This is a genomic window from Buttiauxella massiliensis, assembly GCF_902500225.1.
GTDB classification, from domain to species: Bacteria; Pseudomonadota; Gammaproteobacteria; order Enterobacterales; family Enterobacteriaceae; genus Buttiauxella; species Buttiauxella massiliensis.
On record NZ_LR722659.1, the window covers coordinates 56,153 to 79,447 of the forward strand.

Consider the following 23,295-nt stretch of genomic DNA (forward strand, 5'->3'; position numbering starts at 1 on the left):
CCACCCAAGGCTGGGTGGCTAATGTTTAAATCACTATCCAGAACAAAACCATCACCACAATCAGTGCGATAAGTGCCAGGCCTGGGCGGGCACTTATTACCTTCATCGGTTCAATAAATGGCGCCCAAATTGGGCTGGCGATGGGCTGAATATTTTGCACTTCAGGCGAGGCCGGTTGGCGTTCTGCTCGCTTCAAAAAGATCTGGTTCAAAATATCCTGCACTTGCGCAGTGGTCAGTAACGACTGCGGCGCTGCCTGAAAACGTTGCTGGGAATAATCGGTAATCTCTTTCCATTCTGCGGGTTCCAGAGGCTGCTTTAGCGCGGCCTGGATGGTATGCAGCGTAGGAGTTTGCTGTTGGCTCAGGGTTTGCCTTGCCTGTAACCAGGTGCTCAGCAGCGTGAAATGTTTTGCAGGAATCAACTCACCTGTTTTCACCCCTGAAAGCTCAAGCATTGATTGCCAGATAAGTTTTCCTGACTCACCCGTTGCCGCTGTGAGTTTGGCGACTTGTTTATTTAAAGTGTTATGTTCTGCGGGCAACAGCGGGCGATCTGTCGCCTGGCGCTGCTGTGGCTGCGGGATAGCCAACTGGTTATTTTGCAATAACGTCAGTACGCTTTTTAATTGTTCTGGCGTGAGCTGGCTAAGGGCTGTCTGCCCAAACTGTTGGCGAATGTAATCACTCACAGCCTGGCGATTATTGCCCTGTGATAGCAATTCGCTGAGCTGTTGTACAACCTGACGCGTGGCATGGGTTGTTTGAGCATTATTGAGACGCTGATTCAGATTTTGTTCAGCCGCGGGGAAGTGACGCGATAACAATGGCGTTTCACCTTTTAGCCCGAGGTCATGTTTTAATCCCGCCCACACTTCGGCACTTTGTTGCTGGTTAAGCGCAACAATACGTGTAATCAAACGCTCCAGAACGGTACGTTGCTGTGTAGAAAGCGGAAACTCACCTGCCGCTGAAGTTGGGGAGGGTGGTTCCCCCGGAGGACGTGCTGTCGCCCCCTGAATGGGTTGCATAGGCTTAAATCCTTTGTCGATCCCTGGCTCAAGTATGCCAGGACGCCAGATTATGGCACACTATCGGGCTTATTCTCGACGATTAACCGAACAGGTAACTAACGTGAAAATCCTCGTTGACGAAAACATGCCCTATGCACGTGAATTGTTCAGTCGCCTTGGCGACGTAACCGCCGTCCCTGGCCGCCCAATTCCCGTATCCGAACTGGCTGATGCCGATGCGTTAATGGTGCGTTCAGTCACCAAAGTGAATGCTGATTTACTTGATGACAAAGGGATAAAGTTTGTCGGTACGGCAACGGCTGGCACTGACCACGTTGACGAAAAATACCTTGAGCGCGCGGGTATCGCATTTTCGGCAGCCCCCGGGTGTAACGCCATTGCCGTAGTTGAGTATGTCTTCTCCTCACTGTTAATACTTGCTGAACGCGACGGATTCCAACTTACCGACCGTACCGTGGGTATTGTTGGTGTCGGTAATGTAGGCTCACGTTTGCAGGCGCGTCTCGAAGCTTTTGGCGTTCGTACGCTGCTTTGCGATCCACCTCGTGCCGACCGCGGTGATAAAGGTGATTTTGTTTCACTGGAACAATTGGTGCGCGAAGCGGATGTTCTGACGTTCCATACGCCATTGTTTAAAGACGGTGCGTACAAATCGCTGCATCTTGCTGACGAGAAACTGATTTCATGCCTCAAACCAGGCTCCATTCTGATCAACGCCTGCCGTGGCCCTGTTGTGGATAACGTGGCGTTGCTTAAATGCCTGGAGAAGGGGCAGGATCTGAGTGTGGTACTTGATGTCTGGGAGCCGGAGCCTGAACTCAATGTAGCTCTGCTTGAGAAAGTTGATATCGGTACCGCTCACATCGCGGGTTATACGCTCGAAGGTAAAGCGCGTGGCACCACGCAAGTGTTTGAAGCATTTAGCGAGTTTATTGGTCAGAAACAACAAGTGGCTTTAGACACTCTGCTTCCTGCCCCAGAATTTGCTCGTATTACCCTTCATGGCCCGCTTGATCAGGCAACACTCAAAAGACTGGTTCATCTGGTGTATGATGTGCGCCGCGATGATGCTCCTCTGCGTAAAGTGGCGGGAATTCCTGGTGAGTTTGACAAGTTGCGCAAAAATTATCAGGAACGCCGTGAATGGTCATCGCTGTATATCCAGTGTGATGATGAAGCGGCAGCGACAATGCTGCAAAAGCTAGGCTTTAGCGCCACCTATCACACTGCGCGTTAAAAAATCCTTCTCATTTCCCCGGTGTTACACCGGGGAAATACTGCTATTTAAGTCTGGAGTAAACCAACATGTCTGAAGGCTGGAATATTGCCGTTTTAGGTGCCACGGGTGCCGTAGGCGCAGCTGTGATCGAACTGCTTGCCGAACGCCAGTTCCCGGTTGGTGAATTGTATGCCCTGGCGCGTAATGAAAGCGCCGGTGAAAATATTCGTTATGAAGGCAAAACCGTGATGGTTCAGGATGCTGAATCATTTGACTGGACTCAGGTTCAATTGGCGTTCTTCGTTGCGGGTGTTGAAGCTTCTGCGCGTTATGTTGAAGAAGCCACGAATGCCGGTTGCCTGGTTATCGACTCCAGTGGCCTGTTCGCCATGGAACACGATGTCCCGCTGGTAGTACCTGACGTGAATCCATTTGTGTTGGGTGAATACCGTAATCGCAACCTGGTTGCTGTTGCTGATAGCCTGACCAGCCAACTCCTGACAGCCCTGAAACCGCTTATCGAACAAGGTGGTTTATCACGTATTCAGGTCACCAATTTACTGGCAGCCTCTGGGCGTGGGAAAAGTGCCGTCGATGCGCTGGCCGGGCAGAGCGCTCGTCTGCTGAACGGTTTGCCAATTGAAGATGCCGATTTGTTTGGTCGCCAGTTAGCTTTCAACATGCTGCCGTTAGTGCCTGACGCAGAAGGCAGCATTCCTGTCGAGCGCCGCTTAGTGAACGAAGTGCGTAAAGTCTTGCAGGATGAAGGTGTGATCATTTCGGCCAGCTTCGTCCAGGCCCCGGTGTTTTATGGCCATGCGCAAATGGTGAACTTTGAAGCCATGCGCCCGCTTGCCTCTGAAGAAGCGCGTGACGCGTATATCCAGTTTGAAGATATCGAACTTTCTGAAGAGGGCGATTTCCCTACTCAGGTTTCCGATGCTTCCGGCAGTTCGCACCTTTCAATCGGCTGTATCCACAACGATTACGGTATGCCTGAGCAGATTCAATTCTGGTCAGTTGCCGATAACGTTCGTTTCGGCGGTGCGTTGATGGCGGTGAAAACGGCTGAGAAATTAGTGCAGGAGTATATGTACTAATGTCCGACGAGTTGCACCAAACACCACTCAACAAGATTGCACTCGGCATTGAATACGACGGTAGCAAATATTACGGCTGGCAGCGCCAGAATGAAGTGCGCAGCGTGCAAGAGAAGCTCGAAAAAGCGCTCTCTAAAGTGGCTGATGAGCCAATAAATGTATTCTGCGCCGGACGTACCGACGCTGGCGTACACGCCACCGGCCAGGTGGTGCACTTTGAAACGCGTGTGCAGCGTAAAGATGCGGCATGGACGCTTGGTGCAAATGCGAATTTACCTGGTGACATTGCGGTGCGTTGGGTTAAAGCTGTGCCCGATGATTTTCACGCGCGCTTCAGCGCCACGGCGCGCCGTTATCGTTATGTCATCTATAACGAGCGGCTACGTCCTGCAGTGATGGGGCAGGGGGTGACGCATTTTTATCATCCGCTGGATGCTGAACGTATGCACCGTGCAGCGCAATGTTTGCTGGGTGAGAACGATTTTACGTCGTTCCGTGCCGTGCAATGCCAGTCGCGCACACCCTGGCGCAATCTGATGCACATCAACGTCACACGTTATGGTTCATACGTGGTGGTGGATATCAAAGCCAATGCGTTTGTGCATCACATGGTGCGAAACATTGTCGGCAGCCTGATGGAAATTGGTTGTGGCAATCAAGAAGAGAACTGGATGGCCGAATTGCTGGCGGCGAAAGATCGTAAGCTTGCAGCGGCGACCGGAAAAGCAGAAGGCTTGTACTTAGTTTCTGTTGATTACCCTGACTACTTTGCATTACCTAAACCCCCGATGGGGCCTCTTTTTTTGGCAGACTGACGCCAGTCGAGAAAGGTAGATAACGATGGAATTTATCCGCTTTATTATTGATTTTATTTTGCACATTGATGTGCACTTAGCGGAGTTGGTTGCACAGTATGGTGTCTGGGTTTATGCCATTCTGTTTTTGATTCTGTTTTGCGAGACAGGTCTGGTGGTGACGCCATTCCTTCCCGGTGATTCGCTGCTGTTTGTTGCCGGTGCGCTGGCGGCATTGCCGACCAACGATCTGAACGTTCATACCATGGTGATTTTAATGATCATCGCAGCTATTGTTGGGGATGCGGTGAACTACACTATTGGGCGGCTGTTTGGTGAAAAGCTGTTCAGTAATCCGAATTCAAAAATCTTCCGCCGTAGTTATCTTGATAAAACACACGCTTTTTACGAGCGTCATGGTGGAAAAACGATTATCCTCGCGCGCTTCGTACCGATTGTGCGAACTTTTGCACCGTTTGTCGCCGGGATGGGGCATATGTCCTATCGCCATTTTGCGATGTATAACGTTGCCGGTGCGTTGCTGTGGGTATTGTTATTCACCTACGCAGGCTACCTGTTCGGCGATTTGCCAATTGTGCAGGAAAACCTGAAATTACTGATTGTGGCGATTATCGTGTTGTCGGTCCTGCCTGGTGTGGTTGAAATTATTCGCCACAAACGCGCGACCAAACGCCTGCAAAAGTAACCCCATCGCGCGGTTCGACCACTTTTTTATCCAAAGTCGCGGGCCGTTATGTTTTAATGAGCACCATTTATGGTCTGGGGCAGCTAGTTCTGCCACAGAAAAACTGGCATCGACCAGGTTCAAGCAGAAAGGTCATCAATGAGCTGGATTGAACGAATTCTCAATAAGAGCAATATCACCCCTACCCGTAAGGCGAGTATCCCTGAAGGGGTGTGGACAAAGTGCGACAGCTGTGGCCAGGTTTTGTACCGTGCCGAACTGGAACGCAATCTCGAAGTCTGCCCAAAATGCGATCACCACATGCGTATGTCTGCGCGCGATCGCTTGCACAGCCTGTTAGATGAAGGCTCGATGTTTGAATTGGGTAGTGAACTTGAGCCAAAAGATATCCTCAAGTTTAAAGACTCTAAAAAATATAAAGACCGTCTGGCATCAGCTCAGAAAGAAACTGGCGAGAAAGACGCGCTGGTGGTCATGAAAGGTACGCTCTATAACATGCCAGTTGTCGCTGTGGCGTTTGAGTTTGCCTTTATGGGCGGTTCTATGGGCTCTGTTGTCGGCGCGCGTTTTGTTCGTGCTGTGGAACAGGCTCTGGAAGATAACTGCCCGATGATCTGCTTCTCTGCTTCCGGTGGTGCACGTATGCAAGAGGCGCTGATGTCGCTGATGCAGATGGCGAAAACCAGTGCAGCGTTGGCAAAAATGCAGGAACGCGGTCTGCCGTATATTTCGGTTTTGACTGACCCGACTATGGGCGGCGTCTCTGCAAGCTTCGCAATGTTAGGCGATCTGAACATTGCTGAACCAAAAGCACTGATCGGCTTTGCGGGTCCTCGTGTTATCGAGCAGACCGTTCGTGAAAAACTGCCGCCGGGCTTCCAGCGCAGTGAGTTCCTGATCGAAAAAGGGGCGATCGACATGATCGTCCGCCGTCCAGAAATGCGCCTCAAACTGGCAAGCGTTCTGGCAAAGCTGACAAATCAGCCTGCGCCAAATCCGGAAGCGCCGCGTGAACCGATTGTGGTTCCGGCAGCGCCGGAAGAAGGTCACGAGGCCTGATAGTCAATAAAGGCAGGGCCGCTCGCGGAACTGCCTTTTTTCTTGAACCGATCCTCTCGGTAAGTAGAACGGGCATCATGGAAAAAATTCAAACTCCTCAAGCCACGTCGCCTCTGGCCACGTGGCTTTGTTATCTGGAAAATCTCCACTCAAAAACTATCGAGCTTGGTCTTGACCGCGTAAAAAAAGTTGCAGCGACACTTGATGTCTTAAAACCTGCACCGACGGTGTTTACCGTGGCTGGAACCAATGGCAAAGGCACGACTTGCCGCACCCTGGAAAAGGTGTTGATGGCGGCGGGATATAGTGTTGGTGTCTACAGCTCACCGCATCTGGTGCGTTACACCGAGCGTGTCCGCGTGCAAAGCGAAGAGTTGGACGAGGTTTACCACACGGCGGCATTTGCTCAGATTGAAGCGGCACGCGGTGAGACATCGCTGACCTATTTTGAATACAGCACCTTGTCAGCGCTATTGTTGTTTAAGCAACTGGCTGTGGACGTGGTGATTCTTGAAGTCGGCCTGGGTGGTCGCCTGGATGCGACCAATATTGTCGATGCCGATGTAGCGGTCGTGACCAGTATCGCGCTGGACCACACCGACTGGCTGGGGCCAGACCGTGAAAGTATCGGACGTGAAAAAGCAGGAGTCTTCCGTGGTGGTAAACCTGCTGTGGTGGGCGAGCCAGATATGCCACACACTATTGCTGATGTGGCGGCTGAAAAGGGCGCTCATCTGCTGCGCCGTGATGTCGACTGGTCTTATGAGGTTGGTGAGAACAGCTGGAGCTTTAAAGATGCTCAGGGTGAACTCAACGGCTTGCCGTTGCCACTAGTCCCGCAGCCTAATGCTGCAACCGCGCTGGCTGCATTGCGCGCAAGCCAGCTAAATGTCAGTAATGAAGTTATTATTCAAGGGATTAAAGAGGCGACGTTACCGGGCCGTTTCCAGATTATTTCGCAGTCACCGTTGGTTATTCTCGATGTGGCGCATAATCCCCACGCGGCGGCCTATCTTGCCGGGCGCCTTGCACAGCTACCCAAGCGTGGGCGCGTGTTGGCGGTAATTGGCATGCTGCACGACAAAGACATCGCCGGTACGCTGGCAAATTTGTCTCCTCAAGTTGATAGCTGGTATTGTGCTCCTCTGGAAGGGCCGCGAGGTGCGAGTGCTGAACAGTTGATTGAGCATCTGGGCCAGGGTGAAGTCTACGGCACAGTGGCGCAAGCCTGGAATGCTGCGATGAGTTCAGCAACAGGGGATGATACCGTGCTGGTGTGTGGTTCATTTCATACAGTAGCCCACGTAATGGAAGCGCTGGACGCGGAGAAAACAGGTGGCGAGTAAGTTTCAAAATCGATTAGTAGGGACCATCATTTTGGTCGCACTGGGGGTCATTATCCTGCCAGGGCTACTCGATGGTCAGAAAAAACATTATCAGGATGAATTTGCAGCCATTCCTCTGGTTCCAAAACCTGGGGATACCGCTGAGCCGGATATGTTGCCTGTTGCAACTCAGGCACTCCCTTCTCAGCCACCTGAAGGTGCCGCCGAAGAGGTGAGAGCGGGTACGGCAGCAGCACCAGGATTAGATATCGCCTCACTGCCGAGTGATGGTGGTGCGGGTATTGATGAAGTTCCGGTCGCCCGTGCTCAACCAAAACCGCAACCTGTCGTTGAGAAACCGAAACCTAAGCAGGTCGAAAAACCGCAGAGTAGGGCTGAGATTGATCAAACGGCAGAACGTCTGGCGATGATGAACGAAGAACCACCTGCGCCTGCAAAACCTGTGAAGCAAGAAGCGACCGAACAAGCGCCAACCGGCAAAGCTTACGTCGTGCAACTAGGTGCATTAAAGAATGCCGACAAAGTGAATGAAATTGTTGGTAAACTACGCGGCGCTGGGTTCCGTGCTTACACGTCACCGTCTACACCAGTGCAGGGGAAAGTTACCCGTATTTTGGTGGGGCCGGACGCTTCGAAAGACAAACTTAAGTCGTCTTTGGGCGAGCTGAATTCGCTTTCCGGGCTGAACGGTGTGGTGATGACTTACACGGCCAGATAAACCCGCAGAGGCGGGATTTAGGGCAAATTCTTAATGGCGTTGAGCATTTTTTCAACGCCATTATTTATTTACGCGAGGGAAGGAAATCCCTACGCAAACGTTTTCTTTTTCTGTTAGAATGCGCCCCGAACTGGACGTCAGGGCGATTTGTCGTGAGATTTGTTCATGGTCTGGATAGATTACGCCATTATTGCAGTCATCGGTTTTTCGGCTCTGATTAGTGTTATTCGTGGGTTTGTGCGTGAAGCGTTATCGCTGGTGACCTGGGGTTGTGCTTTCTTTGTCGCCAGTCATTACTACACTTACCTGTCAGTCTGGTTCACAGGCTTTGAAGACGAACTGGTACGTAATGGAATAGCTATCGCGATACTCTTTATCGCGACACTCATTGTCGGTGCGATAGTCAATTATGTGATTAGCGCACTGGTTGAGAAAACCGGCCTGTCGGGTACAGACAGGGTGTTGGGGATCTGTTTCGGTGCTTTACGTGGAGCATTGATCGTCGCCGCCATTCTGTTCTTTCTTGATACGTTTACTGGTTTTTCGAAGAGTGACGACTGGCAAAAGTCGCAGCTTATCCCGCAATTCAGTTTCATCATCAGATGGTTCTTTGACTATCTGCAAAGCTCGTCAAGTTTCTTGCCTCGGCCTTAGGGCGGGGGTTATGGCTTAGAGTCTGATTTTTCTGGCTATTTTATTTTCAAATAACACCAGAAGAACAGACTCACGATGAGGAAAAGACAACATGTGCGGTATTGTCGGTATCGCCGGTTTCATGCCGGTAAACCAGTCTATCTATGATGCGTTAACGGTGCTTCAGCATCGTGGACAAGATGCCGCAGGCATCGTCACCATTGATGCTTTAAACTGTTTTCGTCTGCGTAAAGCTAATGGACTGGTGAGTGATGTATTTGGTGCCATTCACATGCAACGCCTACAAGGAAACATGGGCATTGGTCATGTGCGATACCCTACAGCGGGTAGTTCCAGCGCTTCTGAAGCCCAGCCTTTCTATGTTAACTCTCCGTACGGCATTACCCTTGCACACAACGGTAACCTGACTAACGCCCACGAACTGCGCCAGAAGCTGTTCGAAGAAAAGCGTCGTCACATTAACACCACTTCCGATTCTGAAATCCTGCTGAATATTTTTGCCAGTGAGTTGGATAATTTCCGTAACTATCCGCTGGAAGCAGACAATATTTTTGCCGCCATTGCCGCGACTAACCGCCAGATTCGTGGTGCTTATGCTTGCGTTGCGATGATCATCGGCCACGGTATGGTTGCGTTCCGCGATCCAAACGGCATCCGCCCACTCGTAATGGGCAAGCGTGATTTGAACGACGGTCGCACTGAATATATGGTGGCTTCCGAAAGCGTTGCGCTTGATACCCTGGGCTTCGAATTCCTGCGTGATATCGCACCAGGTGAAGCGGTGTACATCACTGAGAAAGGGCAGTTGTTCACCCGCCAGTGTGCCGATAATCCAACCAGCAACCCTTGCCTATTCGAATACGTCTACTTCGCGCGTCCGGACTCCTTTATCGACAAGATTTCCGTTTACAGCGCACGCGTTGAGATGGGCAAAAAACTCGGTGAGAAAATTGCCCGCGAGTGGGAAGATCTGGATATCGATGTGGTTATCCCGATTCCAGAAACCTCCTGCGACATCGCGCTGGAAATCGCCCGTATTCTCGACAAGCCATATCGCCAGGGCTTCGTGAAGAACCGTTACGTTGGCCGTACATTTATCATGCCGGGCCAGCAACTGCGTCGTAAGTCTGTACGTCGTAAACTCAACGCCAACCGTGCAGAGTTCCGCGATAAGAATGTTCTGCTGGTGGATGACTCTATCGTTCGCGGCACTACTTCTGAGCAGATTATCGAGATGGCACGTGAAGCAGGTGCGAAAAAAGTGTATCTCGCTTCCGCAGCACCAGAGATTCGCTTCCCGAACGTATACGGCATCGACATGCCAAGTGCTAACGAACTGATTGCTCACGGCCGTGAAGTTGACGAGATCCGTCAGCTGATTGGTGCCGATGGTCTGATTTTCCAGGATCTGAACGATCTGATTGAGGCTGTACGTGTTGAGAATCCCGATATTACGCAGTTTGAATGCTCGGTGTTCAACGGTATCTACGTGACCAAAGATGTGGATCACGAATACCTTGAATATCTTGAGTCGCTGCGTAATGACGATTCACAAGCGATTGCCCGTCAGAACGAAGTGGAAAACTTAGAGATGCACAACGAGGGTTAAAGCCATCCTCACCTTAACCCTCTCCCGGAAGGAGAGGGTTACCATTTCTTGCATCCCTGCCCATCTTGCGGCAAAGTCAGCCCAGATAAACTCCTCGGGCGAACTAAAATATGAAACGGTTAATTGTTGGGATTTCAGGGGCCAGTGGTGCAATCTACGGTGTGCGACTGCTTCAGGTGCTGCAACAATTACCCGATATCGAAACTCATCTCATTCTGAGTAACGCGGCTCGCCAGACCCTTGCATTAGAAACCGATATTTCCCTGCGCGAAGTTCAGGCTCTCGCCGATGTGGTTCACGACGCCCGTGATATCGCCGCCAGCCTCTCTTCAGGCTCTTTTAAGACGCACGGCATGGTGATATTGCCTTGTTCTATTAAAACCCTTTCTGGCATTGTCCACAGCTATACCGATGGCCTGCTGACGCGTGCGGCGGATGTGGTGCTAAAAGAGCGTCGTCCATTGGTGCTTTGCGTGCGTGAAACGCCGCTGCATCTTGGCCATTTGCGTTTAATGACCCAGGCCGCCGAATTGGGTGCGGTGATTATGCCGCCAATGCCGGCGTTTTATCATCGTCCGCAAAGCGTGCAGGACATCATCGACCAGACGGTCAACCGGGTACTCGACCAGTTTGATATTGAGCTCCCGCAGGACTTGTTCACACGCTGGAAAGGCGCATAAATATTGCGCCAGTGTGGTGCATCACAAAACGCTTCGCCTCAAAATGGGGCGATTTTGTAACCCCGATCACTTCCAGAACATTTATCCGCTATTTTCCACCGTTAATGCTTTTCCCTCATACCAGACCTGCTATCTTTCATTCTCGTGACAGAGTTGTAACTTTTATTTAACACAAAACCGCGCACTTTCTTTCACGCAAGAAAAAGTGGCATGGGAACTGCAACTCTGGTCTGCAACACAAAACAAACACAACACGACGTTACACATAATAAGATCAGCCACCTGAGGGTTATGTATGAAAAAGCAAGTTCTCGCTCTGTCATTACTGCTTGGCCTGAGTGCCACCGCAAGCGTCTTCGCAGCCATTCCGCAGAGCATTCGTCTTGGTACGGACACCACATATGCACCGTTCTCATCTAAAGACGCGAAAGGGGATTTTGTTGGTTTCGATATCGATCTCGGCAATGAGCTGTGTAAACGCATCAATACTAAATGTACGTGGGTAGGAAGCGACTTTGATGCGCTGATCCCATCGCTTAAAGCGAAGAAAATCGACGGTATCATCTCCTCGCTTTCCATTACTGAAAAACGCCAGAAAGAGATTGCCTTCTCAGACAAACTTTACGCTGCTGATTCACGCCTGATTGCTGTTAAAGGCTCTCCGGTTCAGCCAACTCTTGAGTCACTCAAAGGCAAGCACATCGGTGTGTTGCAAGGCTCTACCCAAGAAGCATATGCCAACGCTGAATGGCGTAGCAAAGGTATCGATGTGGTGCCTTACGCAAACCAGGATCTGATCTATTCCGACCTGGCTGCTGGCCGCCTTGATGCGGCATTCCAGGATGAAACCGCTGCAAGCGAAGGCTTCCTGAAACTGCCTGCGGGTAAAGACTATCAGTTTGCTGGCCCATCTGTGAAAAACAAACTGTACTTTGGTGACGGCACCGGCATTGGCTTGCGTAAAGACGACGTAGAGCTGAAAGCGGCGTTCGATAAAGCGCTGGCAGAAATGCGTAAAGACGGTACTTACGACAAATTTGCTAAGAAGTACTTCGATTTTAATGTTTACGGTGAATAACCTTATCCCGTAGTCTGTAGCCCGGTTATGGCTTTCATGGCCGGGCTGAATAGAATTGCAATCTAACCTGATTCTACTTGCACTCCCTTAGTGCAAATTATTGCTGATGCACCAAAATGGTGTTTTACTTGCATCCTATTGGTGTGACGTGCTTTTCAAGTGAAAGTGCTCCTGAAACAGGGCGCGCCATCCGCTTGAAAAAACACTATATTGGTATGCATAAATTGGCATGAAACATGCAATTTTATCCGGTTAAAAAGCAATCGCGCAAAATATACGGTCTACTCGAGGATAATTATGAACAAGCAGATCATCGCTCTTTCTTTGGTACTGGCATTTTCCAGTGTTTCCACAGCTTTCGCCGCAATTCCAAAAAATGTACGTATTGGTACTGACCCAACTTACGCGCCGTTTGAGTCGAAAAACGCTCAAGGGGAATTAGTCGGTTTTGATATCGATTTGGCAAAAGAACTCTGCAAACGCATCGAAACTAATTGTACCTTCGTGGAAAACCCACTGGATGCGCTGATCCCCTCGTTGAAAGCGAAAAAAATCGACGCGATTATGTCGTCGCTTTCTATTACTGAAAAACGCCAGCAAGAAATCGCCTTCACCGACAAACTGTACGCTGCAGACTCGCGTTTAGTGGTTGCGAAAGGCTCGCCGATTCAACCCACTCTTCAGTCTCTGAAAGGTAAGCGTGTCGGTGTGCTGCAAGGCACTACGCAAGAAACCTACGGTAATGAGCATTGGGCCCCGAAAGGCATCGAAATTGTCTCTTATCAAGGCCAGGACTCTATTTACGCTGACCTGACGGCAGGCCGTATTGACGCCGCATTCCAGGACGAAGTGGCTGCGAGCGAAGGCTTCCTGAAACAACCTGTTGGCGCAAATTACCAGTTCGGTGGCCCATCAGTTAAAGACGACAAACTGTTTGGTGTTGGCACCGGTATGGGTCTGCGTAAAGACGATACCGAACTGCGTGAAGCACTGAACAAAGCATTTGCTGAAATGCGCAAAGACGGAACTTACGAGAAGTTAGCGAAGAAATACTTCGACTTCGATGTTTACGGTGGTTAACAGTCACCAGTGGTTCAACCTGCCCGCTGCGGGCAGGTTAGGTTTGTGCAAACACTGACGACAGGATACGCACCATGTTGTACGGTTTTTCAGAAGTCATTTTTAAAGGGGCTGTCGTCACGCTGGAACTGGCACTAAGCTCCGTTATCCTCGCCGTTATTATTGGCCTGGCGGGAGCTGGTGCTAAGTTATCCAAAAATCGCCCGTTAGCCATGCTGTTTGAAGGTTACACCACGCTGATTCGTGGCGTGCCCGATCTGGTGCTGATGCTGCTGATTTTCTATGGCCTGCAAATGGCGCTTAATGTGTTAACCGACTCGCTTGGCGTTGCCCAGTTTGATATCGACCCAATGGTTGCCGGTATCATTACGCTTGGTTTTATCTACGGTGCCTATTTTACCGAAACGTTCCGCGGTGCTTTTATGGCTGTTCCAAGAGGACACATTGAAGCGGCAACCGCCTTTGGTTTTACAGGTTCGCAAACTTTCCGCCGCATTCTCTTCCCGGCCATGATGCGCTACGCGCTACCGGGCATAGGTAACAACTGGCAGGTCATTTTAAAAGCCACCGCACTGGTCTCGTTGTTGGGGCTTGAAGATGTGGTGAAAGCGACACAGCTTGCCGGGAAAAGCACCTGGCAGCCATTCTACTTTGCGATTGTCGCCGGGATCATTTATCTGTTCTTTACCACGGTATCGAATGGTGTGTTGCTCTGGCTTGAACGCCGTTACTCGGTTGGCGTGAAGAGGGCTGAGCTATGATGGATATTTTCCACGAATATTGGAAGGCGCTGCTGTGGACTGATGGCTATCGGTTTACCGGGGTTGCCATTACGCTGTGGTTGCTGATTTCATCGGTGGTGATGGGCGGGATTCTGGCACTGTTTTTGGCCATCGGCCGCGTATCCAGCAACAAATTTATCGCGTTCCCTATCTGGCTGTTTACCTACATTTTCCGTGGCACACCGCTGTATGTGCAGTTGCTGGTGTTTTACTCCGGCATGTATACGCTGGAAGTGGTGAAAGGCACGGTATTGCTCAATGAGTTTTTCCGCAGTGGCCTGAACTGTACGGTCCTCGCGCTGACACTCAATACTTGTGCGTACACCACCGAAATCTTTGCCGGGGCTATCCGTGCTGTACCGCATGGTGAAATTGAAGCCGGGCGCGCATATGGTTTCTCGCCATTCAAAATGTATCGCTGCATTATTCTGCCTTCAGCGCTGCGTATCGCACTGCCTGCGTACAGCAACGAAGTGATTTTGATGCTGCACTCCACCGCACTGGCGTTTACCGCCACGGTGCCGGATCTCCTGAAGATCGCCCGCGATATCAACTCCGCAACTTACCAGCCGTTTACCGCTTTTGGGATTGCTGCGGTTCTGTACCTGTGCATTTCTTATGTGCTGATTAGATTGTTCCGCAAGGCGGAGCAACGCTGGTTGCAGCATATTAAACCAAGCTCAACACATTGAGTGTTCAACGATGACTGATAAAAAATTAAGCGTTACCGACCTGCACAAGCGCTACGGCCAACATGAAGTGCTCAAAGGTGTCTCTTTACAGGCTAATGCTGGTGATGTGATAAGCATCATTGGTTCATCGGGCTCAGGTAAAAGTACCTTTTTACGCTGCATTAACTTCCTCGAAAAACCGAGTGAAGGGACGATTGTTGTCAATAACCAGAACATTAATCTGGTGCGTGATACCGACGGACAGTTAAAAGTTGCCGATAAAAATCAGCTTCGTTTACTACGCACGCGTCTGACGATGGTATTCCAGCATTTCAACTTGTGGAGCCACATGACGGTGCTGGAAAACGTCATGGAAGCGCCGATTCAGGTGCTTGGCCTGAGCAAGCAAGAAGCGAAAGAGCGTGCAGTGAAGTATCTGGCGAAAGTTGGCATTGACGAGCGCCAGCAGATTAAGTACCCGGTACATCTTTCCGGCGGCCAGCAGCAGCGTGTCTCTATCGCCCGTGCACTGGCGATGGAACCTGAAGTATTGCTGTTCGATGAACCGACCTCCGCGCTTGATCCTGAACTGGTAGGCGAAGTGTTACGTATCATGCAGAAACTGGCCGAAGAGGGGAAAACGATGGTAGTGGTAACGCATGAGATGGATTTTGCGCGCCACGTTTCAAACCATGTGATTTTCCTGCATCAGGGATTAATCGAAGAAGAGGGGACGCCAGAAGAGTTATTTGGAAACCCGAAAAGCGCCCGTTTGCAGCAGTTCTTGTCGGGATCGTTGAAGTAATATTGAAAGTCCCGCCGTTGCGGCGGGACTTGAATATTAACGCACTACATCCCCCAGCGCCTCTTCCAGATCATACCAACGGAAGCCAAACCCGGACTCTTCAAGCCGCTTTGGCAACGCGCGTTGCCCGCCTAAAACTAACACCGAAGATTCACCCATCATCATCCTGACTGCGGTTGCCGGTGCGCGTATAAATGCCGGGCGATTCAGTACATGGCCGAGAGCATGAGAGAACTGTTCATTGCGCACCGGATAGGGTGAAACCATGTTAAATGGCCCACGCAGGTCGTTATCCAACAGCCACAAAATACCGTTCACCATATCGTCGATATGAATCCACGCCAGATATTGCCGCCCATCACCCATTGGCCCACCCAGACCTAAACGGAATATCGGCAGCAGTTTTGCCAGAATCCCGCCTTTGGGGGCTAACACTACGCCGGTACGCAGCAGGCAGACGCGCGTGTGCTCGCTCTGTGCCCCACAAGCAATTTGCTCCCAACGGGCGCACAGCTTATGGGTAAATTCATTGTGTGGCGGTTCATCTTCGTTGACGACCACTTCACCGAGGTCACCATAATATCCGGCGGCAGAACCAGAGATAAACACTGCAGGCGGCGTCTGGCTTGCTTTAAACATCTCAACCAGGCGTTCGGTGATTTGCCAGCGGCTTTGACACAAGCGCTGTTTTTGCGACTCGGTCCAGCGTTTGTCGGCAATCGGTTCACCTGCAAGATTGATCACCGCATCGAACCCATCAAGATTTTGATGGTCGTTCAACCCTTTCCAGAATGTGACTTTGGGGTCAAAAAGCGTACGCGCTTTGTCGGGGTTTCTGGTGACGATCGTGACACCGTGCCCTAATTCCAGCAAGCGCGGTACCAGATGGCTGCCAATCAGGCCGGTTCCGCCGGTAATCAGTATCTGCATGCTCATCTCCAGTTGTTTGCGCTTACTTTCGCCAACTCATGGTCATTGATACTGAGTCGGCATAGCGCAGCGCGTGAAGTTTATCGATCTCTACTTCAGCATAAGATACCCACGGATGATCGCATGCGATGTCGAGCACATCCTGAGTTAATTTTTCCAATAATGAGAAGCGATGGTTCTCTACCAACTGAATGATTTGTTTAGTGATAGTGCGGTAATTCAGTGCGTCGTTGATATCTTCGCTGGCGCGGGCTTTGTCCGCCGGGTAATGAATGGCGACGTTAATGACTATATCCTGGCGATTGGCAATTTCTTCTTCCTTGATACCAATGAAGGTGCGCAGGCGTAAATTTTTGATTCGAATAATTGCGTCTGGTTGTGGGGACATTGCAGGTGTGCTCCATGTAGTTATTTTCCATCGCAGACTATACCCAAATTAGATGAGGAAAAAAATTGCGCGCCTTGTCGGGCGCGCAGGGTTCAGTTTTGCTGCGCTTTCTCATAGGCGCGTTCGGTTGCCGGGCGTGAGCGGATTCGCTCAAACCAGTTTTGAACGGCAGGGAAGTGCGCCAGATTGATGCGCTGGCGCTCATGGGAAACCGTCCACGGATAAGTGGCAATATCAGCGATGCTGTATTCGTTACCGCCCAGCCATGGAGTTTTCTCAAGCTGCTTATTCAGAACGCCGTACAAGCGTTGGGTTTCAACCTGGTAACGCTCAATGGCATAGGGTACGGGCTGCGGTGCGAAGTGATTGAAGTGATGATTCTGACCAAGCATTGGGCCAAAGCCCCCCACTTGCCAGAATAGCCACTGCAATGTGTGGGTGCGTTCGCGCAAGTCTTTGCTTAATAGTTCGTTGGTTTTTTCTGCTAAATACAGCAGGATTTCACCGGATTCAAACAAGCTCAGTGGGCCGCCGCCGTCCAAAGGGTGGTTGTCGATAATCGCCGGAATTTTATTGTTCGGAGAAATCGCTAAAAAGGCAGGCTGAAACTGATCTCCCTTGCCAATATCAATACGATGAATGGCGTAGTCCAGGCCCGTCTCTTCCAGAAACAGCGTGATTTTGTGGCCGTTTGGTGTCGGTGCGTAGTAGAGGTCAATCATGTCATTCCCATCCTGATATCAGTATTTTTCTTAAACCTATGGAGTATAGACTTTTTGAAAAAAGTGCTTCGTAGATGATTTTTGCTCAAGTGACAGTTGCCATTTTCCGCTATATGTTCAATAGCCTGGGAAACGAAATCATGGGGATATTATGAGCCAGCCGACAATAACACTTTGGTCCGATGCGAATTTTTTTAGCCCGTACGTGATGTCTGTCTACGTTGCACTCAAAGAGAAAGGCCTGAACTTTAAGCTGCAAACGATTGATCTGAATAGCGGGCAAAACCTGCAACCTGGCTGGAAAGGCTATGATTTGACGCGCCGCGTTCCCGCTTTAGAAGTCGATGATTTTCTACTGAGTGAATCCTCCGCCATTACTGAATATCTTGAAGAGCGTTTTGCTCCGCCAACCTGGGAGCGTATTTATCCGCATGACTTGGAAAAACGCGCCCGGGCAAGACAAATCCAGGCCTGGATCCGCAGTGATTTAATGCCAATTCGTGAAGAGCGTTCAACCGACGTGATTTTCGCAGGCGTGAAGAAACCGCCGCTGACGGAGAAAGGTCAGATAGCCGCTCAAAAACTAATAACGATGGTAGAAAAGTTGTTGCCTGTCGGCCAACAAAATATTCTTGGTGAGTGGTCGATTGCCGATACCGACCTGGCATTGATGCTTAATCGTTTGATTCTCAATGGCGATGAAGTCCCTGATCGGCTGGAAGAGTATGCAGCCTTCCAGTGGCAGCGTGCTTCTGTGCAGCGTTTTCTGGCACTTTCCGCAAAGCATTCTGGCTGATTAGCCCCATAATTCGCTATGATAATTCCGCTTACCATTAACAGGAATAGGGCTTTATGAAGCTGATGTTTGCCTCGGATATTCACGGATCGTTACCCGCAACAGAGCAGGTGCTGGCACATTTTGAGCGCAGTTGTGCTAAATGGTTAATATTGCTGGGTGATGTGCTGAATCATGGGCCGCGAAATGCGCTACCGGTGGGCTACAATCCTGGCGCTGTTGCTGAGCGTTTCAACAGCATTGCGGACAGAATTATCGCGGTTCGTGGTAACTGTGACAGTGAAGTTGACCAGATGCTGCTTCATTTTCCGATTACTGCACCCTGGCAACAAATATTGATGGAGGACCAGCGTTTATTTGTGACGCATGGTCATCTGTATAACCCTGATAAATTGCCACCACTGGCAGAAAACGATGTTTTGGTTTTTGGTCATACTCATCTTCCACTGGCTGAGAAGCAAGACACGGTCTATCTCTTTAATCCGGGCTCGGTGAGTATCCCTAAAGGCGGCTTTGAAGCGAGTTACGGCATGCTAAACGACGGTGTTCTGAGCGTTCACGCACTGAATAACGCTGGGGTTATTGCACAGGTCGAGATTACCCCGTAACTTACTTCAAAATTTAGACCTGTTAGCATTCGAGTTGCAGCCAGGCGGTAAGGGAACTTATCCCAATGAGCTTACTTGAGTAAGTGATTTGGGTAAGTGAGCGCAGCCAACGCCCCTGCGGCTTGAAGGATGACAGGTATAACCGATTACGCGCCAAAGAGCGCCCTGAATAAGGTTTCCCCAATGGCGGAACAGAGTCATTTTGTTGGCATGGAATGGGTAGATATTGTCAATGAAGACAATGAAGTAATCGCGCAAGCAAGCCGCGAGCAAATGCGCGCGCAGCGTTTGCGCCATCGCGCGACTTATATCGTTGTGCATGATGGTATGGGGAAGATTTTGGTGCAGCGTCGTACCGAAACCAAAGATTTTATGCCGGGCATGCTGGATGCTACCGCTGGTGGCGTAGTCCAGGCTGATGAACAACTGCTGGACTCAGCACGTCGTGAAGCTGAGGAGGAGTTGGGTATTGCCGGTGTGCCATTTGCCGAGCATGGTCAGTTCTACTTTGAGGACACCAACTGCCGCGTATGGGGAAGCCTGTTTAGCTGTGTTTCTCATGGCCCGTTTGCGTTGCAGGAAGAAGAAGTCAGCGAAGTACGCTGGATGTCGCCGGAAGAGATTACAGCCCGCTGTGACGACTTTACGCCGGACTCTCTTAAAGCACTGGCGTTGTGGATGACCCGCAATGCGAAAAATGAATCCCAGCACACGGCTGCTGCGGAGTAATTTATTTAGTTTTACCTGGACATGCCAATAAAAAAGGCCGCTAAATTAGCGGCCTTTTTGCTTCTCAGAAGAACTTAGTCTTGTTGAGAAGACTGAATCGCAGTCAGAGCGATGGTGTAAACGATATCGTCTACCAGTGCGCCACGAGACAGGTCGTTGACTGGTTTACGCATACCTTGCAGCATTGGCCCGATGGAGATCAGGTCTGCTGAGCGCTGTACCGCTTTATAGGTGGTGTTACCGGTGTTCAGGTCTGGGAAGATGAACACGGTAGCGCGACCCGCAACCGGTGAGTTTGGCGCTTTGGATTTAGCAACGTCAGCCATAACTGCGGCGTCGTACTGCAACGGACCATCGATGACCAGGTCAGGACGTTTTTCTTGAGCAATACGTGTAGCTTCACGTACTTTCTCAACGTCGCTACCTGCACCAGAAGTGCCGGTGGAGTAGGACAGCATTGCAACGCGTGGATCGATACCGAATGCAGCAGCGGAATCCGCAGACTGAATAGCGATTTCTGCCAGTTGCTCAGCAGTTGGGTCCGGGTTGATCGCGCAGTCGCCGTAAACGTAAACCTGTTCTGGCAGCAGCATGAAGAACACAGAAGAAACCAAAGAGCTGCCTGGTGCAGTTTTGATCAGCTGCAACGGTGGACGAATGGTGTTCGCGGTAGTGTGAACAGCACCGGAAACCAGACCGTCAACTTCGTCTTGCTCAAGCATCAAAGTACCCAGCACAACGTTGTCTTCCAGTTGCTCACGCGCAACGGCTTCGGTCATGCCTTTGCTCTTACGCAGCTCAACCAGACGTGCAACGTAGCTCTCGCGAACCACTTCCGGGTCAACGATTTCGATACCAGCACTCAGTTCAACGCCTTGCGCAGCAGCAACACGGGTGATTTCATCCGGGTTACCCAACAGTACGCAAGTTGCGATACCACGTTCAGCACAGATAGATGCCGCTTTCACGGTACGTGGCTCTTCGCCTTCTGGCAGAACAACACGTTTGCCGGCTTTACGCGCCAGCTCAGTCAGTTGGTAACGGAAGGCTGGAGGAGACAGACGACGGCTACGCTCAGACGTTGCAGTCAGAGATTCGATCCAGTTTGCATCAATGTGGCTTGCCACATATTCCTGCACTTTCTCGATACGCTGATGGTCGTCAGTTGGGACTTCCAGGTTGAAGCTTTGCAGGCTCAGGGAAGTCTGCCAGGTGTTAGTGTCAACCATGAACAGCGGCAGGCCGGTAGCGAATGCACGCTCACACAGTTTGGTGACGCGTGGGTCCATTTCGTAACCGCCGGTCAGCAGAACTGCACCGATGTCTACACCGTTCATTGCAGCCAGGCACGCGGCAACCAGCACGTCTGGACGGTCTGCTGAAGTCACCAACAAAGAACCTGGACGGAAGTGTTCCAGCATGTGCGGAATGCTACGCGCACAGAAGGTCACAGACTTCACGCGACGAGTTTTGATGTCGCCTTCGTTGATGATGGTTGCGTTCAGGTGACGCGCCATATCAATTGCACGAGTGGCGATCAGATCAAAGCTCCATGGCACACAGCCCAGAACTGGCAGCGGGCTGTCAGCGAACAGCGCTTTAGGATCGATGTTAGCGATGCTCGCTTTAGTGGAGTCATCAAAAATTTCGGACAGATCAGGACGGGTACGACCCTGCTCATCAACTGGGGCATTCAGTTTGTTAATGATAACGCCAGTGATGTTGGTATTTTTGCTGCCGCCAAAGCTGCTACGTGCCAGTTCAATACGCTCTTTCATCTGCTCTGGGGAGTTGTTACCCAAAGACATAACGAAGACGATCTCAGCGTTCAGCGTTTTTGCGATTTCGTAGTTCAGAGATTGCGCAAACTGATGTTTACGAGTTGGAACCAGACCTTCAACCAGAACCACTTCAGCATCTTTGCTGCTGGCGTGGAAGTTGGCGATGATCTCTTCCATCAGCACGTCTTGTTGGTTGCTGGACAGCAGCGACTCAACGTGATTCATGTGCAGCGGTTCAGCCGTTGGGATGCTGGAGTTAGCACGCACAATGCTGGTGGTTTGATCTGGAGTATCGTCACCGGTACGCGGTTGGGCGATAGGTTTGAAAACGCTAAGGCGAACGCCTTTTTGTTCCATAGCACGGATAACACCTAGGCTGACGCTGGTCAGGCCGACGCTGGTTCCGGTAGGGATCAACATAATAGTACGGGACACGGTATAACCTCTTTGTATATACCCGGCATATTTCGGGTCGCAGAGGATTGCAGCAACTCGAATTATTTTGGGTATTGCCCTTTACAGGACTCAGAAAACAACACCGCCAGCGAAGGCTGGCGGTAAGGAGAATCAAGCGGTCAGGCGAGACGCATCCTGAGCGATAACCAGTTCTTCGTTGGTCGGAATGACCATCGCAGGAACGGTACCCTCTTTGTTGATGTAGCCTGATTTGCCGAAACGAGCAGCCAGGTTGCGTTCGTGGTCAACTTCAAAGCCCAGAACACCCAGTTTGCCCAGAGACAGCTCACGTACCATTGCAGCGTTTTCACCGATACCACCAGTGAACACAACGCCGTCCAGACGACCTTCCATCAGTGCAGTGTAAGAACCGATGTATTTCGCCAGACGATGGCAGAACACGTCCATTGCACGTTTAGCATCTTCTTTAGTGGTGTAGTTGTCTTCAACATAACGGCAGTCGCTAGTGACTTCAGTCAGACCCAACAGGCCAGACTCTTTAGTCAGCATTTTGTTGATATCGTCAACGCTCATGCCCAGGGAATCGTGCAGGTGGAAGATGATAGCTGGATCGATGTCACCAGAACGGGTGCCCATTACCAGACCTTCCAGCGGAGTCAGACCCATAGAGGTGTCAACACACTTGCCGTTACGGATAGCAGAAACAGAACCGCCGTTGCCCAGGTGGCAAGTGATCAGGTTCACTTCTTCCACTGGCTTGTTCAGCATTTTCGCGGCTTCTTGAGTCACATAGAAGTGGCTGGTGCCGTGTGCGCCGTAACGACGAACGCCATGCTCTCTGTACAGGTTGTACGGCAGAGCATAGAGGTAAGATTCTTCTGGCATGGTCTGATGGAACGCGGTGTCAAACACAGCAACGTTTTTATCAGCCAGTTTAGGGAAAGATTTCAGTGCTTCAGCAATACCGATCAGGTGTGCCGGGTTATGCAGTGGTGCAAAAGAAGCAGTATCTTTGATACCCTGAATCACGGTCTCGTCGATAACGACGGAGCTGGTGTACTTCTCGCCGCCGTGAACAACACGGTGGCCGATAGCAGTCAGCTGCTCGGACAATTCAGGTTTTTGTGCCAGAATGGTATTAACCATAAAGTTAAGAGCTTCGCTGTGAGCGGCGCCTGCACCCAAAGCCGCTTCTTGTTTACCGCCATCCATTTTCCACTTGATACGTGCTTCAGGAAGATGGAAACATTCGGCTAAACCAGAAAGGTACTCATCACCGTTTACTGCATCAATGATTGCAAATTTCAGTGAAGAGCTACCGCAGTTCAGAACCAGTACTAACTTACTCGACATGGAAGTACCTACTATTAATATGTGGCTAAAAAAACGTCAGTTAGTCTCTCAGCGTAGCGCATGATGAGCCTGACATTTATGATTAACGTCATGCCAGAAGCGTTTTTTTGGCATGAAGATTAAATACTCTAGAGTTTACGCCATGTTGCGCGATTTTTCGGCAACGGCTGACTGAGCAAAAAATTGACAACCTGCGGTTTCCCTTCTACGGCCATCAAGGCCGGCACAGGATACCCG

24 protein-coding genes are annotated in these 23,295 nt (G+C 50.6%); 18 read left to right on the forward strand and 6 right to left on the reverse strand.

Annotated elements, in window-relative coordinates:
- Positions 1–25 precede the first annotated feature (25 nt).
- Positions 26–1,030: a flagella biosynthesis regulator Flk gene (gene flk, locus GC128_RS16930; RefSeq protein WP_151995292.1), complete on the reverse strand. Its 1,005-nt coding sequence runs from the start codon at positions 1,028–1,030 to the stop codon at positions 26–28.
- Between the two features lie 103 nt (positions 1,031–1,133).
- Here flk and pdxB point away from each other — a divergent pair, with 103 nt between their 5' ends.
- The 15 genes from pdxB to hisP all read left to right on the forward strand — a co-directional run bounded on the left by pdxB (position 1,134) and on the right by hisP (position 15,334).
- Entirely contained in the window at positions 1,134–2,270 is a 1,137-nt protein-coding gene (pdxB, locus tag GC128_RS16935; RefSeq protein WP_151995339.1) for a 4-phosphoerythronate dehydrogenase PdxB, read from the forward strand.
- A 68-nt stretch (positions 2,271–2,338) separates the two neighbouring features.
- A complete protein-coding gene (locus GC128_RS16940; RefSeq protein WP_151995293.1) occupies positions 2,339–3,352 on the forward strand; it encodes an aspartate-semialdehyde dehydrogenase in 1,014 nt (337 codons plus the stop codon).
- Entirely contained in the window at positions 3,352–4,167 is an 816-nt protein-coding gene (gene truA, locus GC128_RS16945; RefSeq protein ID WP_151995294.1) for a tRNA pseudouridine(38-40) synthase TruA, read from the forward strand. Before GC128_RS16940 ends, truA begins: the two co-directional genes overlap by 1 nt.
- Positions 4,168–4,192: 25 nt before the next feature.
- A complete protein-coding gene (locus tag GC128_RS16950) occupies positions 4,193–4,852 on the forward strand; it encodes a DedA family protein (RefSeq protein ID WP_151995295.1) in 660 nt (219 codons plus the stop codon).
- Between the two features lie 138 nt (positions 4,853–4,990).
- Positions 4,991–5,911: an acetyl-CoA carboxylase, carboxyltransferase subunit beta gene (accD, locus tag GC128_RS16955; protein ID WP_064512747.1), complete on the forward strand. Its 921-nt coding sequence runs from the start codon at positions 4,991–4,993 to the stop codon at positions 5,909–5,911.
- Positions 5,912–5,988: 77 nt separating this feature from the next.
- On the forward strand, positions 5,989–7,257 hold the full coding sequence (gene folC / locus GC128_RS16960) for a bifunctional tetrahydrofolate synthase/dihydrofolate synthase (protein WP_151995296.1): 1,269 nt from the start codon (positions 5,989–5,991) through the stop codon (positions 7,255–7,257).
- Entirely contained in the window at positions 7,247–7,975 is a 729-nt protein-coding gene (gene dedD, locus GC128_RS16965) for a cell division protein DedD (protein ID WP_151995297.1), read from the forward strand. The genes folC and dedD overlap by 11 nt, the downstream gene beginning before the upstream one ends.
- Positions 7,976–8,140: 165 nt before the next feature.
- Complete coding sequence (cvpA, locus tag GC128_RS16970; RefSeq protein ID WP_034458856.1) at positions 8,141–8,629, forward strand: colicin V production protein; 489 nt, start codon at positions 8,141–8,143, stop codon at positions 8,627–8,629.
- Between the two features lie 91 nt (positions 8,630–8,720).
- Complete coding sequence (gene purF / locus GC128_RS16975; protein WP_064512741.1) at positions 8,721–10,238, forward strand: amidophosphoribosyltransferase; 1,518 nt, start codon at positions 8,721–8,723, stop codon at positions 10,236–10,238.
- A gap of 110 nt (positions 10,239–10,348) precedes the next feature.
- The gene (locus GC128_RS16980) at positions 10,349–10,918 is read left to right on the forward strand and encodes a UbiX family flavin prenyltransferase (RefSeq protein ID WP_151995298.1); all 570 of its coding nucleotides are present in this window, start codon (positions 10,349–10,351) and stop codon (positions 10,916–10,918) included.
- Positions 10,919–11,213: 295 nt separating this feature from the next.
- The gene (gene argT / locus GC128_RS16985) at positions 11,214–11,996 is read left to right on the forward strand and encodes a lysine/arginine/ornithine ABC transporter substrate-binding protein ArgT (protein WP_151995299.1); all 783 of its coding nucleotides are present in this window, start codon (positions 11,214–11,216) and stop codon (positions 11,994–11,996) included.
- Between the two features lie 297 nt (positions 11,997–12,293).
- Positions 12,294–13,076, forward strand: a complete 783-nt coding sequence (gene hisJ, locus GC128_RS16990) for a histidine ABC transporter substrate-binding protein HisJ (protein WP_034458847.1) — start codon at positions 12,294–12,296, stop codon at positions 13,074–13,076.
- A 74-nt stretch (positions 13,077–13,150) separates the two neighbouring features.
- The gene (locus GC128_RS16995; protein ID WP_134185133.1) at positions 13,151–13,837 is read left to right on the forward strand and encodes a histidine ABC transporter permease HisQ; all 687 of its coding nucleotides are present in this window, start codon (positions 13,151–13,153) and stop codon (positions 13,835–13,837) included.
- Positions 13,834–14,550, forward strand: a complete 717-nt coding sequence (locus GC128_RS17000) for an ABC transporter permease (protein ID WP_151995300.1) — start codon at positions 13,834–13,836, stop codon at positions 14,548–14,550. Before GC128_RS16995 ends, GC128_RS17000 begins: the two co-directional genes overlap by 4 nt.
- 10 nt (positions 14,551–14,560) lie before the next feature.
- The gene (hisP, locus tag GC128_RS17005; RefSeq protein WP_151995301.1) at positions 14,561–15,334 is read left to right on the forward strand and encodes a histidine ABC transporter ATP-binding protein HisP; all 774 of its coding nucleotides are present in this window, start codon (positions 14,561–14,563) and stop codon (positions 15,332–15,334) included.
- Between the two features lie 36 nt (positions 15,335–15,370).
- Here hisP and GC128_RS17010 read toward each other — a convergent pair whose 3' ends face one another.
- From GC128_RS17010 to yfcG, 3 genes are all read right to left on the reverse strand, one after another.
- The gene (locus GC128_RS17010; protein WP_151995302.1) at positions 15,371–16,264 is read right to left on the reverse strand and encodes a TIGR01777 family oxidoreductase; all 894 of its coding nucleotides are present in this window, start codon (positions 16,262–16,264) and stop codon (positions 15,371–15,373) included.
- 22 nt (positions 16,265–16,286) lie between these two features.
- Positions 16,287–16,652 (reverse strand): dihydroneopterin triphosphate 2'-epimerase, encoded by a 366-nt coding sequence (folX, locus tag GC128_RS17015; RefSeq protein ID WP_151995303.1) that lies wholly within the window; start codon positions 16,650–16,652, stop codon positions 16,287–16,289.
- A gap of 92 nt (positions 16,653–16,744) precedes the next feature.
- Complete coding sequence (gene yfcG / locus GC128_RS17020; protein WP_151995304.1) at positions 16,745–17,374, reverse strand: GSH-dependent disulfide bond oxidoreductase; 630 nt, start codon at positions 17,372–17,374, stop codon at positions 16,745–16,747.
- Between the two features lie 151 nt (positions 17,375–17,525).
- Here yfcG and yfcF point away from each other — a divergent pair, with 151 nt between their 5' ends.
- The 3 genes from yfcF to yfcD all read left to right on the forward strand — a co-directional run bounded on the left by yfcF (position 17,526) and on the right by yfcD (position 19,507).
- Positions 17,526–18,170 carry a glutathione transferase gene (gene yfcF / locus GC128_RS17025; protein ID WP_151995305.1) on the forward strand — a complete coding sequence of 215 codons (645 nt, stop codon included), beginning with the start codon at positions 17,526–17,528 and terminating at the stop codon, positions 18,168–18,170.
- A 56-nt stretch (positions 18,171–18,226) separates the two neighbouring features.
- On the forward strand, positions 18,227–18,778 hold the full coding sequence (yfcE, locus tag GC128_RS17030) for a phosphodiesterase (protein WP_151995306.1): 552 nt from the start codon (positions 18,227–18,229) through the stop codon (positions 18,776–18,778).
- A gap of 183 nt (positions 18,779–18,961) precedes the next feature.
- Positions 18,962–19,507: an NUDIX hydrolase YfcD gene (gene yfcD, locus GC128_RS17035; RefSeq protein WP_151995340.1), complete on the forward strand. Its 546-nt coding sequence runs from the start codon at positions 18,962–18,964 to the stop codon at positions 19,505–19,507.
- 74 nt (positions 19,508–19,581) lie between these two features.
- On the opposite strand, the gene pta is transcribed toward yfcD, so the two are convergent.
- Positions 19,582–21,723: a phosphate acetyltransferase gene (pta, locus tag GC128_RS17040; RefSeq protein ID WP_151995307.1), complete on the reverse strand. Its 2,142-nt coding sequence runs from the start codon at positions 21,721–21,723 to the stop codon at positions 19,582–19,584.
- A gap of 132 nt (positions 21,724–21,855) precedes the next feature.
- The gene (gene ackA, locus GC128_RS17045) at positions 21,856–23,058 is read right to left on the reverse strand and encodes an acetate kinase (RefSeq protein WP_064512697.1); all 1,203 of its coding nucleotides are present in this window, start codon (positions 23,056–23,058) and stop codon (positions 21,856–21,858) included.
- Between the last annotated feature and the right edge of the window lie 237 nt (positions 23,059–23,295).